Source organism: Beijerinckia sp. 28-YEA-48 (assembly GCF_900104955.1).
Lineage (GTDB): Bacteria > Pseudomonadota > Alphaproteobacteria > Rhizobiales > Beijerinckiaceae > Terripilifer.
In genome coordinates this window covers 1,663,719-1,677,240 of sequence record NZ_FNSI01000001.1, presented here as the reverse complement: position 1 = coordinate 1,677,240, position 13,522 = coordinate 1,663,719, and the positions used below count along the sequence as shown (strand labels likewise).

General features: G+C 61.7%; 12 protein-coding genes. 6 read left to right on the top strand and 6 right to left on the bottom strand.

Annotated elements, in window-relative coordinates:
- Positions 1–29 precede the first annotated feature (29 nt).
- The 3 genes from BLW50_RS07935 (at position 30) to BLW50_RS07925 (ending at position 2,728) form a co-directional block, all read left to right on the top strand.
- Positions 30–1,544, top strand: a complete 1,515-nt coding sequence (locus BLW50_RS07935; RefSeq protein WP_210186055.1) for a UbiD family decarboxylase — start codon at positions 30–32, stop codon at positions 1,542–1,544.
- A gap of 58 nt (positions 1,545–1,602) precedes the next feature.
- Positions 1,603–1,842, top strand: coding sequence for a TetR/AcrR family transcriptional regulator C-terminal domain-containing protein (locus BLW50_RS07930; RefSeq protein ID WP_090699997.1), 240 nt, complete (start codon positions 1,603–1,605; stop codon positions 1,840–1,842).
- A gap of 175 nt (positions 1,843–2,017) precedes the next feature.
- A complete protein-coding gene (locus BLW50_RS07925) occupies positions 2,018–2,728 on the top strand; it encodes a L,D-transpeptidase (protein ID WP_090699994.1) in 711 nt (236 codons plus the stop codon).
- 190 nt (positions 2,729–2,918) lie between these two features.
- Here the strand turns inward: BLW50_RS07925 and BLW50_RS07920 are convergent, their stop codons facing one another.
- Positions 2,919–3,893 carry a Bug family tripartite tricarboxylate transporter substrate binding protein gene (locus tag BLW50_RS07920; protein WP_170850047.1) on the bottom strand — a complete coding sequence of 325 codons (975 nt, stop codon included), beginning with the start codon at positions 3,891–3,893 and terminating at the stop codon, positions 2,919–2,921.
- Between the two features lie 60 nt (positions 3,894–3,953).
- On the opposite strand from BLW50_RS07920, the gene BLW50_RS30635 reads away from it, so the two are divergent.
- Entirely contained in the window at positions 3,954–4,271 is a 318-nt protein-coding gene (locus BLW50_RS30635; protein WP_170849894.1) for a hypothetical protein, read from the top strand.
- Positions 4,272–4,321: 50 nt separating this feature from the next.
- Here BLW50_RS30635 and BLW50_RS07910 read toward each other — a convergent pair whose 3' ends face one another.
- From BLW50_RS07910 to BLW50_RS07890, 5 genes are all read right to left on the bottom strand, one after another.
- Entirely contained in the window at positions 4,322–5,212 is an 891-nt protein-coding gene (locus BLW50_RS07910) for an NAD(P)-dependent oxidoreductase (protein WP_090699988.1), read from the bottom strand.
- A 68-nt stretch (positions 5,213–5,280) separates the two neighbouring features.
- A complete protein-coding gene (locus BLW50_RS07905) occupies positions 5,281–6,039 on the bottom strand; it encodes an SDR family NAD(P)-dependent oxidoreductase (RefSeq protein WP_090699984.1) in 759 nt (252 codons plus the stop codon).
- Positions 6,040–6,063: 24 nt separating this feature from the next.
- Positions 6,064–7,797: a hydantoinase B/oxoprolinase family protein gene (locus tag BLW50_RS07900; protein WP_090699980.1), complete on the bottom strand. Its 1,734-nt coding sequence runs from the start codon at positions 7,795–7,797 to the stop codon at positions 6,064–6,066.
- Positions 7,798–7,799: 2 nt separating this feature from the next.
- Positions 7,800–9,863, bottom strand: a complete 2,064-nt coding sequence (locus BLW50_RS07895; protein ID WP_090699977.1) for a hydantoinase/oxoprolinase family protein — start codon at positions 9,861–9,863, stop codon at positions 7,800–7,802.
- 86 nt (positions 9,864–9,949) lie between these two features.
- The gene (locus tag BLW50_RS07890; protein ID WP_090699973.1) at positions 9,950–10,858 is read right to left on the bottom strand and encodes a LysR family transcriptional regulator; all 909 of its coding nucleotides are present in this window, start codon (positions 10,856–10,858) and stop codon (positions 9,950–9,952) included.
- A gap of 161 nt (positions 10,859–11,019) precedes the next feature.
- Between BLW50_RS07890 and BLW50_RS07885 the strand changes: the two genes are divergently transcribed.
- Positions 11,020–12,045, top strand: coding sequence for a Bug family tripartite tricarboxylate transporter substrate binding protein (locus tag BLW50_RS07885; protein ID WP_090699970.1), 1,026 nt, complete (start codon positions 11,020–11,022; stop codon positions 12,043–12,045).
- Between the two features lie 179 nt (positions 12,046–12,224).
- A complete protein-coding gene (locus BLW50_RS07880) occupies positions 12,225–13,445 on the top strand; it encodes a cupin domain-containing protein (RefSeq protein WP_090699967.1) in 1,221 nt (406 codons plus the stop codon).
- The last annotated feature ends 77 nt before the right edge of the window (positions 13,446–13,522 follow it).

Genomic DNA, 13,522 nt, shown 5'->3' with positions numbered 1-13,522 from the left:
TAAGAGCAATCTTTCGAGGGAGAGACGCAGTGAACAAAGAGGCGGGAATTATTCAGCGTGCGCCAGCGAGCGGCTCGAAGTCTGAGCGGGTAGGCGCTCGGCCGGGGAACTCCAGGAGTAAGGACTTAAGGACGTTCCTTGATGACGTCGCTGAGCGCTACCCCAACGATATCCGCCACGTCACCAACAAAGTCGACCCGCGCTTCGAGATCACGGCCTATGGCGCGAAAGCCGATCGGGCCGGCGATTTTCCCTTGTTCTTCTTCTCCAATGTTGCCGGGTCGCCGCTACGGTGTGTGTCGAATATCGCCGCCACCCACGAACGCCTGGCTCTTGGGCTCGGGCTTGATCCCGCCGAACTGCGTGCCGGGGCCAGCGATCTCGGTGCCAGCCGCGAGGCTCACCCGCCGATCGAAGTCGATCGTGCCGACGCGCCGGTCAAAGACGTCGTGCTGACGGGCGAGGCCGCCAAACTGAGCGCACTACCGATTCCCACGCATAACGAACTTGACGGTGGGCCTTATCTCACCGCCGCGGTCGGCATCATGCGTGACCCGGAAACGGGTGCCCTCAATGCCGGTATCTACCGTCACCACATCTACGACGACAATCGCATGGGCGTGTGGTTCTTCGGCGCCCACCACGGCGGCACCATCCACCGCCGCTACGAGGCGCTCGGCAAGGACACGCCGATTGCCCTCGCCATCGGCCATCACCCGGCCTTCGTGATGGGAGCGGTGAGCCGCGTGCCCGGCATCGGTGGAGAGTACAACGCCGCCGGCGCCTACCTGGGCGAGTCAGTCGAGGTCGTCAAAGCCGAAACGTCCGACCTGCTCGTGCCCGCGCGGGCCGAGGTCGTGATCGAGGGGCGCATCCTGCATGGTCAACTCGTCGAGGAAGGTCCGTTTGCCGAGTGGCCAGGCCACTATGTCGGCGGCGGTCTGAAGCCGGTAATCGTCGTTGACGCCATCACCTATCGCCGCGACGCGATCTTCCAGGACATCCAGGCGTCGGGGCGCGAGCACCGTTTGATGGGTGGCATGCCGCGCGTGGCCTCGATCTTCAAGAACGTCAAACAGGTTGTCCCCGGGCTCAAGGCGGTGAGCGTGCCGATCCACGCCCGCATGAACTGCATCTTGTCGATTAGCAAAGAGACCGACAACGACGCCACCAGAGCAGCCTTCGCCGCGCTCAACACCGAGCCTGAGAACCTGCGGGCGATCTACGTGGTCGACGACGACATCGACGTCAACGATCACCGTGAGGTCGAGTGGGCGATTGGCACGCGCTTCGACGCGGCGACCGACCTCCAGGTCGTCCCGCAGTGGAACGGACCGGGCGGTCTGCTGCCCACGACGTGGGAGTACGATGCCAAGGGCACGCGGAGCAAAAAGCGGTCGGCGGCGATTATTGTTGACGCCACCAAGCCGGCGCCGCCGGTGATCTTCCCGCCGCGGGCCCAGGTGCCGGTCGATATCGTCGACGCGGTTGACCTCGCCGCCGACGCACCGATGGTCGGCGCGGATCGTCCGTGGAAGTCGTGATCGGCATTCCTCCCGCGTAGCTTCGGCTACGACGCCATGTACGAAGCGCCAGCAAGTCATGCTGGCGCTTCCAATGATCCGGCGAAGTTGCTCAGGCCTCGCCGAAGAGCAATGGGATTCCGATCAGGCCGAATATGCTGAATCGCTCAAGAGATCCGGAAATTACCCGCTTTCCGCGGCCCTGTTCAGTGAGCTTGAGAAAACCGAGTCCGAGCACCGTCAAAGCGAAGGCTTTTCCGCAGGCCTGGATATCATCCTCGATGGCATCCAGGTTCGGCTTAATCTTCGTAGGCTCTGAGGAATTGCGGTGACGGTGCATTTAAATCTATTAAATCAAAGGCTTATGATTTCATCGGGGCGGCCTGTCCAATAACGGTCTGATAAGACCTGCGTGAGAGGATTCTGCCGCTGGTCTTGCCAATCGATCTGTGTGACGGCAATCTCAGCTCAGTCAGGCGTTCAGCGAGTTGACCATGATTATAGACGATCGGATTGCCGATACCGGCGAAAGAAACAAGGGCGCCCAGTTTGGGCTTCGGTCGGGGCTTCTCAGCCGCCGGTCATTTATGAGCGGCTCTGCCGCAGGTCTCGGCGCGCTGGGGCTAGCGGGTTGCGCCACAACCGATGGCATGAGCTTCGCCGAGGCGACGGCGCTCTACGGGCCGGTTCCGAACGAGAAGTTCCCGATCCCAGCCGCCGACATCAGCAAGCTCGATCCGAAATATTATCGCCGGACGGTGCGCTATAGCAGCAACGAAGCACCCGGCACGATTATCGTCGATCCCGGCAATTACCACGTCTACCGCATCGAGGGCGATGGCAACGCCACCCGCTATGGGGTCAATGTCGGCCGCGACGGGTTCCGCTGGAGTGGGGACGCCTATGTCGGGCGCAAGGGCGAATGGGCGACCTGGACACCGCCCAAGGAGATGATCAAGCGCCAGCCTGAAGCGGCCAAATACGCCGGTGGCATGCCGGGTGGCCTCGACAACCCGCTCGGCGCCCGCACGCTTTATCTCTACCAGAACGGCCGTTACACGCTCTACACGATCTATGCCAGCAGCGATGTCGAGTCGATCGGCTCAGGCATCACGAGCGGCTGTGTCGGCCTCCTCAGCCAGGACATGTTGCACCTCTATGCGCAAACGCCGGTCAAGACGAAGGTGGTCGTCCTGCCGGCATAGCAACTTTTAGGGGCGTTGAATTCTTGAACTCAAATCAAGCTGTCTTCGCGCGCCTCCGCTAAATCTGAGCAGTTTCATCGAAAGCAAAAGCGGCCGTCGGATGTTTCACCGTCGGCCGCACGCCGGATGGGATCGGAACCACTTAACCGAAGGTCTCACCAACAGCGCACGTGCTCGCGAGCTCGTTCGTTCATTGCTGCATATTTCCAGCCTTTATGACTGCGGACCATTTATCGATCTCGCTTCGCCAGAAAGCCTGGGCCTGTGTTGCATTCATCGTCATCGGTTCTAGACCCTGTTCGATAACGGCCCTTTGAAATTCAGGCTTCGCGACTATCGACTTAAGCGCAGTATCCAACGTGGTAACGACCTCAGGTGGTGTGCCTTTTGGCGCCATGAGTCCGAACCAAGATAGCACTTCAACGCCCTCAACTCCGCCTTCCGCCAGCGTCGGCACATCAGGGAGCGGCTTAAAACGATTGGGCCCCGCGATACCAAAAGCCCGAATTTTTGCCTCTTTTACATTCGCAACATGGATTGAAGCGGTATCAAACATCATATCGGTTTCGCCAGACATCAGGGCGTTCATAGCCTCCGGTTGGCCTCGATATGCAATGTGGGTAATCTGAGTGCCGGTGCGCTGTTTGAAGAGTTCCGCCGTGAGATGAATAGTGGTTCCAAGTCCATTGGAGCCGACATTATATTTGCCGGGATTTGCTTTCGCGTCCGCAAGGAGCTCGGCAAAAGACCGAGCCTTTACCTTTGGACTGACGATGAGCATGTTTGGCGTTCCCCCAAAGACAGCGATGGGGATCAAATCACGCGGATTATAAGAAGGGGCCTTCTGCAAGGTCGCCGTTATAGTGGAAAAGCCTCCTCCGATGCCTAGTGTGTAGCCATCGGGCGCAGCTCTAGACAGTTGTTCTGTGCCCAGATATCCGCCGCCACCCCCACGATTCTCGACGATGACGTTCTGTTTAAATGCGTCCTGAAGTTGCGGCGCGACGATGCGAGCGATGATATCGACCATGCCGCCGGGAGGCGCGGGACCAATGATACGAATAATCTTGTTGGGGTAGGACTGAGCTTCGGCTGCTTCAAACGCGCTTAGAGAGCTCACCGCGATAGCGGGGCACGCCAGCAAAAATTTCCGACGATCGAACATCATTCCCCCCAGGATTGATTTTTATACGGTGCCTCTCAAGCAATGACACCGACGATCCCAATGCTCGATAAGATGTTGCATGGAACTATCGGCGTCAATTCCACAGATCATCGTTTGGGAGCCGCGGATCGAACGTCGGGGGAGGGGCGTGCCGCGCGGGGGGCCGTGAAATTCGTTCATGGAACGGATCCCGCCCGTGGCGACTTATCAACGATGCAGGAGGTCGCCATGATCCGAAAGCTCAAATCCGGCGAGTATCGCCTCTATTCGCGCAAGCTCGACCCAAAGACCCATAAGCGCAGAAATCTTGGGACGTTCAAAACACGAGGCGCTGCCGAGAAACATGAGCGCGAGGTGCAATACTTTAAACGTCACTAGGCGGGCATGCTCGCTTAAGCGCGGCGCGTTTTAAGCTCCTTGAGTCCGATCTACGTTCCGTTACCGCGCGGCTTGCCATTGATCACGTCGTAGACATTGCAGGCGATGCCTGTCGCTTCGTAACCGTCCTGGCCCGTCGCCTGGGCGATGGCGAACATCTGGGAGGCGAGGCTGACGAACGGCATCGGGACCTCCATCTCGCGGGCCATGTCGAGCCCGAAGCCGACATCTTTCGGCATCCAGGACTTACGCGGCTTGAACTTGCGGCTCACCACAATGTCCATGATGCGTCGGGTCGCTTCCGAATCCTGCGCCGAGTTCTTGATGATGGTCTGAAAGGTGGCTGCGTCGAGACCGCCTTTCCCGAGCCAGGAGCCGATCTCGACGAGGCTCATGTGCTGGACGGCGGCGAGCATCGCCATGGCGTTCTTGACCAGCTTGGCGTTGCCGAGCTCGCCGACATGCAGGATCGATTTGCCCATGGCCTTGAAGATCGGCTGATGCGCGTCGAACAAGGTTTTGGAGCCTGAGAGCCAGAGCGCCAGGGCGCCCGCCGCCGCGGCCTCTTCGACGCCGCCAGCGGACGCGTCGGCAACGGTCCAACCCTTCTTGGTGAGCTCACCGTCGACCTTGACGATCGTTTCCTTGTCGATGCTGCTGAAGTCGATCCACGTCTTCGCGCCGGTTACAGCCTCCACGAGGCCGCCCTTGCCGAGGGCGATGGCCCTGACCGCGTCGCTGTTCGGCAGCATCGAAAGCACCAGCTCGCAGGATTCAGCCACGGCTTTGGGCGTCGCTTCGAACAAGGCGCCCTGGTCCTCCAGTCCCTTGGCCCGCTCGCGGTTGAGGTCGCTCACGACCAGGCGATATCCCGCTTTGATCAGGTTCGCCGCCATGCCGCTGCCCATGCCGCCGGTACCAATGAAACCCAGAGTCTTCATGCTTCACGCTCCTCAATCATTGTTCCGCCAGGCCCTAGGGGCTCGTCCGGCGTCTGGACTGACACGCCTTATTCATTGCCCGGCATGATCGCCGAGACGCCACCGTCAACCCACAGCGCCGTGCCGGCGACAAAGTCTGAATCGTCCGACACGAGAAACAGGATCGCCTTGGCGAGGTCGATCGGCAGGCCGTGGCGGTTGCGCAGGTTCACCACCTTGCGGTCGGGGTTGAAGGTGTCTCGGCCGACTGGCGAGCCGATCTTGTTGGGCACAACGCTGTTGACGCGGATGTTGTGCGGCGCAAGCTGGATGGCCATCGAACGGGTCATGTTGACGATGCCACCCTTGGCGGCCGCGTAGCCGATCGCGCGGTCGCGGCCGTAATAGCCCGAGGTCGAGCTGACGTTGACGATCGCGCCAGAGACGCCTTTCTCCACCATGGCTTTGGCGGTGTGTTTGGCGAAAAGGAACGGACCCGTCAGGGTGATCGCCAGCGTGCGGTTCCATTCCTCCGTCGTGATATCGAACATATGCCTGTTGTCGGAGATGGCGGCATTGTTGACGAGGATGTCGACATGGCCCCATTCGGCGACGGCGCCATGCACCGTCGCGATGATGTCCTCCTCCTGGCCGACGTCGCAGACGAAGCCCTTGGCCTTGCCCCCAGTGGCGATGATGTCGCTGGCAACCTTGTCGGCGCGCCCTTTGTCGACGTCGACCACGGCGACAGCCGCGCCTTCCGCCGCGAGCAGCTTGGCAACCTCTTCACCGATGTTGCGGCCGGCGCCAGTGACGATGGCGACCTTATTGGCGAGCTTTGCGGTCATGCGTGTCTCCTTATTGCTTCCTGTTCAGCCGCGCGCGCGGGCTGTGCGTTCTTTGGTCGTGGCAGCTTCATCCACCGCGTCGCCGGCGAGGATGACGCCGTAGTCGCTCAGCGCCGCGTCGACGGAAAGATAGCCCTCGCGAATGTCGCGCAGCACCAGCGTCGCGTCGCGCTCCAGCGGATCGCCGAGGCCGCCGCCGCCTGGCGTGTCGAGCTGGAAATGGTCACCGGACTTAAGGGGGTAATCGGCATAGCGCGTCGGGAGGCGTTTTTCGTCGGTCTCGCCCGGATTGATGAGGATATCGCCCGTGCGGCCCTTGCCGCCGCTCGCCGCGCCATTGGGCGCGATCACATGCTTGGTCGAGCGGATCGAGAAACGCGCCTCGGCGAGGTTGATGTATTCACGCCGGATGCCGAGGCCGCCGCGGAATTTGCCCGGGCCGCCGGAATCGCGGATCAGCTCGAACCGCTCGACGCGTGTTGGGAATTCGCTCTCGATGATCTCGATCGGTGCGATCTTGGCGTTGCTCTGGTTTACCGATGTCCCGGAGGTTCCATCCTTGGTCGCCCGGGCGCCGGCGCCGCCGCCGAGGATTTCATACTGCACATAGCCCTTGCCGGTGTTGGTGGCGCGACCGCCGATGATGATCGAACGGCTGCCGCAGCCATCAGCCCGCGCCTTGGCCGGCACGATGTTGGTGAGCGCCGCGAAGACCGCTTCGACGGTCGCATGGACGGTTGGATTATAGGTGTTCACCGGCGCTGGGAAGCGCGGGTTCATGACACTGCCCTCGCGCGCCGTGACGGTGAAGGCGTTGAAGAGGCCGGAATTGACGAAGATATCTGGATCGACCAGCGCGATCAGCACATAGGCGCAGGCAGCCTTGACGAGGGGCGGGCGGATGTTCGCTGGCCCGCGCGTCTGGTCGGCTGAGCCCGAAAAGTCGAAATGGATGCGGTCGCCCTTCTTCTCGGCGACGACATGGATGCGCACCGGCTTGTTCAGTTCGATGCCATCGTCGTCAACGAAGCGCTCGGCCTCGTAGCGGCCGTCGCGCCATTCGCTGATGACGGCCCGCATGCGCAGTTCGGAGAGTTCCAGCAGCCGCTTGAAACAGGCCTTCGCATTGTCGCGGCCAAACTTCTTGACCAGCGCGCCGAGACGATCCTCGCCGAGGCGGCTCGAGCCGAGCTGTCCGCGCATATCGCCGAGCACGAGTTCGGGCGTGCGGCTGTTGGCGGCGATGATGCGCTCGATCTCGATGTTGCGCTGGTAGCCGCGCTGATAGCGCACCGCCGGCAGATGCAGGCCCTCGTTGAAGATCTCGCGGGCTTGGCCGGAGCAGGAGCCCGGCACCGGGCCACCGATGTCGCTCTTGTGGGCGATGGAGCCGCAGAAGCCCATCAGCTCGCCGTCGGCGAAAACGGGCGTCAGGATCGCCATGTCCGGCGCGTGCGGGCTGCCGCCTTCATAGGGGTGGTTGATCACATAGGCGTCACCAGGCTCGATGTCGTCATAAGCTTGCAGTACCGCCTGGCAGCAGGCGGGGAACGAGCCGATGTGCAGCGGCAGCACGACATGCTGGGCGATGACCTCGCCCTTTGGATTCATGATCGCGCAGGAGGCATCCTGGGATTCCCGCACGATGGTCGAGAAGCCGGTGCGGAACAGAGAGTTCTGCATTTCCTGCACGATACCATCGAGGCTCGCGCGGATGATCTCGAGGTCGACGGCGTCAAGCTTATGTTCAGCGGCCATGCTCAGGCCTCCTGTACGGTCATGATGATGTTGCGGTATGCGTCGACCCGCGCCACGTGGCCGGGGAAGAGCACCGTGGTGCAATCGAGCTGGTCGATGATGGCGGGGCCGATAAAGGTGGCGCCGACGTCGAGCTTTTCGCGCTGATAGACCGGGCAGTCGACGATCTGGCCGTCGAACTGCGCCTTGCGCGTCTCGCGCAGGGCGTCTGCGAGCTTCGCGCCGGTCGGTTCGAATGTCGGGATTTTCACCGGCGGCACGAGGCCGACGCCGCGCAGGCGGTAAGAGACGATCTCGACCGGTTCGTCGGGCGCCGTGTGGCCGAAGCTCTCCTTGTGCAATTCGTCGAAACGCTGGCGCAGCGCCCTGATGGCACCAGGCTGGAGGAGGGCGTCGCAGGGAACCGTGATCTCGTAACCCTGGCCAGCGTAGCGCATGTCGAGCGCCGGCTCGATGCGGATTTGCGCCTCGGCGAAATGCTCGGCCGCGAGGTCTTCGCGCGCCAGCCTGCCGAGATAGTCGAAAATCGCGTTGATCTGGCCTTCCGTGACATTGGCGAGGGGCGACAGGCGCGAGCGGATGTAATCGTGCTTCACGTCCGACATGACGAGGCCCATGGCCGAATAGACGCCCGGGAACGGCGGCACGATGACGCCCGCCATGCCCAGATCGGCTGCGATGCGGCCAGCATGCAGCGGCCCGGCGCCGCCGAAGGCGAGCAGCATGAACTCGCGCAAGTCGTGGCCGCGCATGGTGGAGATCGCCTTGATCGCCTCCTGCATCTTGACGTTGATGATGCGCACGATGCCCTCGGCGGCGGCGGGAACATCCATGTCGAGTTTCTGCGCCACATGGCTCTCGACCGCCAGATGCGCCCGGACGCGGTCGAGCGTCATCTGGCCGCCCAAGAAATTATCCGGCGAAAGATAGCCCAGCACGAGGTTGCAATCGGTGATCGTCGGCTGTTCGCCACCGCGCCCGTAGCAGGCGGGGCCGGGCTGTGCGCCAGCGCTTTCGGGACCGACCTCGAGCGTGCCGAAACGGTCGACGCGGGCCAAGGTGCCGCCGCCCGCCGAAACCGTGTTGATGTCGATCATCGGCAGGGCGATGTCGCGGCCTTCGATCTTGCCGCGATTGCTGAGCGAAGGTTCGCCGTCCTTGATGAGCGCCACATCGCAGGACGTGCCGCCCATATCGAAGGTGATGAGGTTTTGAAAGCCCGTCGTGCGGCAGGCCTGCAGGCTGGCCGTGACGCCGCCCGCCGGGCCCGAGAGCACGGTGGCGACGGCCTTCTTCGCCGTTGCCGCGAAGGTCGACATGCCGCCGTTCGACTGCATGATGTATTTCTGCGGCGTGGCAACGCCCGCGCCGTTGAGGCGGTCGTCGAGATTGGCGATGTAGCGGGCCAGGATCGGCTGCAGGTAGGCGTTGATGACGGTCGTCGAGAGCCGGTAATATTCCCTGATCTGCGGCACGATCTCGCTTGAGAGCGAGACGCTGCAACCTGGAATTTCCTCCGCGATGATGGCGCGCACGCGCGCCTCGTGCTCGGGCTTGAGGAAGGAGAACAGCAGGCAGACGGCGATCGATTCAACGCCGCTCTTGCCGAGACGCCGTGCTTCCGCCCGGATCTGCGCCTCATCGAGCGGGATGAGCGTTTCACCGCTGGACGTGACGCGCTCGCGCACCTCGCCTGTCTGGCTTGCCGGCGCGAGCAGGGGCGGCTTGTCGTACATGATGTCGAAGATGGTCGGTCCGTGCGGGCGCGACTGTTCCTGCACCTCGTAAATGCCGCGGAAGCCCTGCGTGACGAGAAGGCCAGTGCGCACGCCCTTGCCTTCGAGCAGCGCGTTCGTGCCGACCGTGGTGCCGTGGCAGAAGTAGCGGATGTCGGTTGGCGCGACGCCTTTTCCGATCAGCCGCTCGATACCGGCGAGGATGGCTCTGGAGGGATCGTCGGGGGTCGAGGGAATCTTGGCGACTGTGATCTCGTCCGTATCTTCGTCGAGATACACAAAATCCGAGAACGTGCCGCCCGTATCGACGGTGACCCGATAACGCCCCATTGACGATTCCGCCCTTTCGTTCTTTTCGGACGGCAGCCTAGACGGGCGAGAGGATCAGGTAAATGATAGTGTTTGTGTACCTGAGTTCAACTTCTGCTTAATCTCGCTGGCCGCTGTTTCTGCGCCAGCGCCTCGATCAGCTCGGTTGCATGGGGCGTGCGCGACACGCCCTTGCGATAGACAACGCCGAACTCGAGCACGCCCGCGCGGGGACCAAGCTCCACCGCCTGCACATGGGACGAGCGCAAGTGATCGATGCAGAGCGTATGAACGATAGCGCTGCCAACACCGGCCTCAACGAAGGCGGCGGCGGTGGCGCAGGTCGGCGCTTCCAGCAGCATGGAGGCGCGTTTGAGGGTCGGCCCCAGCTTGTTGTCGATCATGCGCCGTGTTGCTGTCGTCGCTGGGGGCACGATGAGCCGCTGGCCGGCGAGATCGGCAAGGCCTGGCTTGCGGTGCGGCGGAAAATTCTTCGGATGATAGGCCAGGGATAGGCCGGTTTGGATCACGCTCTCGCGGACAAGTCGCTTGGGCAGATGGGGGAAGATGCCCAGGGCGACATCGATATCGTCCTTGTCGAGCGCGACGAGGGCATCCGCTGATTTATAGACGCGCAGGCTTACTTCGATCGATGGGTAGCGGTTGAGAAAATCGCGAATGCGCGGCGCGAAGAACCAAGCGTGATCGCTGCCGACCGAGATAGCCAGACGTCCTTCCGATGCACCGCGTGACAGGTTCGCTATCGCCTGTTCGGCCCGCGCGAAGATCGCGTCGACCTCGGCGAGGACACGCTCGCCAGACGGCGTGAGTACGAGACGGTTGGGCAGGCGCTCGAAAAGCGCGAAGCCCAGTTCGCTTTCAAGCTTGCGGATTTTGCCAGAGATCGCAGGGATCGACTGTTTGAGCCGCGCTGCCGCCAGCCTGAGACTGCCCTGTCGGGCCACCAGATGGAAGGCGCGCAGGCGTTTCAGATCGAGGGTGTCGATGTTGAGCATGACTTAAGTGGTAGCATAACGCGCGATCGCGCGAACTGGCCGCGTCACAAAATCATGCGCCGATGGCTGTTTCCTGCATTTTACTGCACTTCGTTGCAGCGAGTTGACGTCTACGACAGGTCCGATCATGATCGACCAAAGAATAATTTTGGGAGGACTTGATGTCGCTCATTTTTCATCGCGTCGCCGCGATGGCTCTTTCCGTTGCGATGAGCCTGGGCGTCGCGCGCGCGCAGAGCGTCGAGAGTTTCTATAAAAATAAACAGCTCACCATACTTGTCTATGCCGGCGCTGGCTCCCCTTATGATGTTTATGCGCGGCTGCTCGCTAAATACTTGCCCGAATATCTGCCCGGCAAACCGGGGATCATCATCCAATATATGGTCGGCGCCGGCGGCTTGAAAGTCGTCGACTACATGAACCGCATCGCGCCGCGCGATGGCTCGTTGATCGGAACGATTGGACGTGGCCTGCCATTCGAACCTATGTTAGGCGCCCGCGACGTCAATTGGGATCCGCTGCAATTCACCTGGATCGGCAGCATGAACAGCGAGGCTTCGCTCGCCATGGCATGGCATACCTCGCCGGTGAAAACGCTCGACGATCTGAAGAAGACAGAGCTGATCGTGCCGGGCACCGGCGTGGGCGCGGATTCCGAAATCATTCCGCGCGCCATCAATACGCTTGCCGGCTCCAAGTTTAAGATCATCTCCGGATACAAGGATACGAACGCCGCCGCGCTTGCCATGGAGGCGGGCGAACTTGCCGGCATCGCCTATTGGGCGGTCAGCGCGCTCATGGTGGTGCATCCCGACTGGATCCGCGACAAGAAGATCAACGTTCTGTTCCAGACGGGAACAACGGACATTTCCTTCCTGCCGGGCCTCCCAAAAATCCGAGACTCGGTGACCGATCCAACCGACAAAAAGGCGTTGGATTTTCTGCTGGCGCGTGAGGTGATCGGACGCCCGTTTGTCGCGCCGCCTGGTCTGCCGGCCGATCGCGTCAAGGCGCTGCGCCAAGCCTTCAATGACGCCATGCGCGACCCTGAACTCAAGAAGGATGCCGATCGTGCGCGCATGGGCATCGATCTCGTCACCGGCGAGGAGGTCGACGCTCTTTTGAAAGATGCTGCCAATTCGCCACCGGAGGTGCTCGATCGTGTCAAGCAAGCGCTGGGCCGTTGAACAAGCCTGAATGAAGTATCGGGGAGAGGCCGAAGATCAGCCTGTCGTTGTCCGTTCGACTTAGCTCCGCTTCAGCGCATTCCTTGACGCAGGCGAGTTTTCTCTCCATTTGGAGACAATACGCGCCAGCAGGAGGCCTCGACGCCGCTGCGGTAATGCCAAACACACAGGAGGATTCCATGCCCCATGACGGACCCGAACATTGGCATGAACCGACCACGGGGCAGAATGCAGGCTTTGGCAAATTCAGCCGCCCGCCCATGCCTTACGACAAATTCATGGAAGATGAGGGCGTCCCGGTCTATCGCGACATCGGCGTGCGCACAGTGCTGGATCTGCCGCTCGAGCCGTGGAAGCGGCTTGGCGGTCGCGGCAGCTATATCCAGCTCTTCGGCACCGAAGGGCTTTGGGGGCAGTATGTCGTGGAAGTGCCGCCCGGTGGCGCGCTGAACGCGGAAAAGCATCTCTACGAGAAAGTGGTTTTCGTCGTCGAAGGGCGTGGCACGACAGAAGTGTGGCGCAGCGGGCCGAAGAAGCAGGTGTTCGAATGGCAGAAGGGATCGCTGTTCTCGATCCCGCTCAACGCCAATCATCGCTTCGTCAACGCCACCAATGCGCCGGCGCTGCTGCTGTGTGGCACGACCGCTCCGAACATGATGAACCTCCTCGACAATCCGCGCTTCATCTTCGACTGCGACTATGATTTCACCGAGCGTTACTCGGGCGCCGCCGATTACTTCAAGCCCAATGACGACGTGCTACCCGATCCGGTGCGCGGCCTTGCCATGCGGCGCACCAATTTCGTGCCCGATTTGGTCAACACCGAACTGCCGCTCGATAACCGCCGCTCTCCGGGCTATCGCCGGGTCGAGCCGCATATGACGGGTAATCGGTTCTATCTGTGGGTCGGCCAACACGAGACCGGACGCTATTCCAAGGCGCACAAGCACATGTCGGCGGCGGTGCTGCTCTGCCTGAAGGGCAGGGGCTATACCTACACTTGGCCGGCCGAGCTTGGCATGCATCCCTGGCAGAACGGTTTCGCCGACAAGGTGAAGCGGCAGGAATACGAATACGGCGGCCTCGTTTCCGCCGCGCCGATGTCAGGCGATTGGTTCCACCAGCATTTCGGCATTGGCTCCGAACCGCTGCGCGTCAGTGCTTGGCACGGTCCCAATAACCAGCGTTCGCGCAAGCCCGGTCTGCCGGGCGAAAAGGTGATGGATTATGGCGCCATCGACTTGAAGAAGGGTGGCAGTGCCATTCCCTATTGTGACGAGGATCCGCATCTGCGCCAGGAGTTCGAGGCGCGCCTGCGCGAGGAGGGCTTGGCCAGTCGCATGAAACCCGAATTCTACACCGACGCTGCGGCCGCTGATGCGGTCGGCAATATCATGTAGCGGCCGGCGTGAGCGGCGTGGCGGGATGCCTCGCCGCTGACACGGGCTCTCATCACGCTGCCCTTGATAAAAATAAA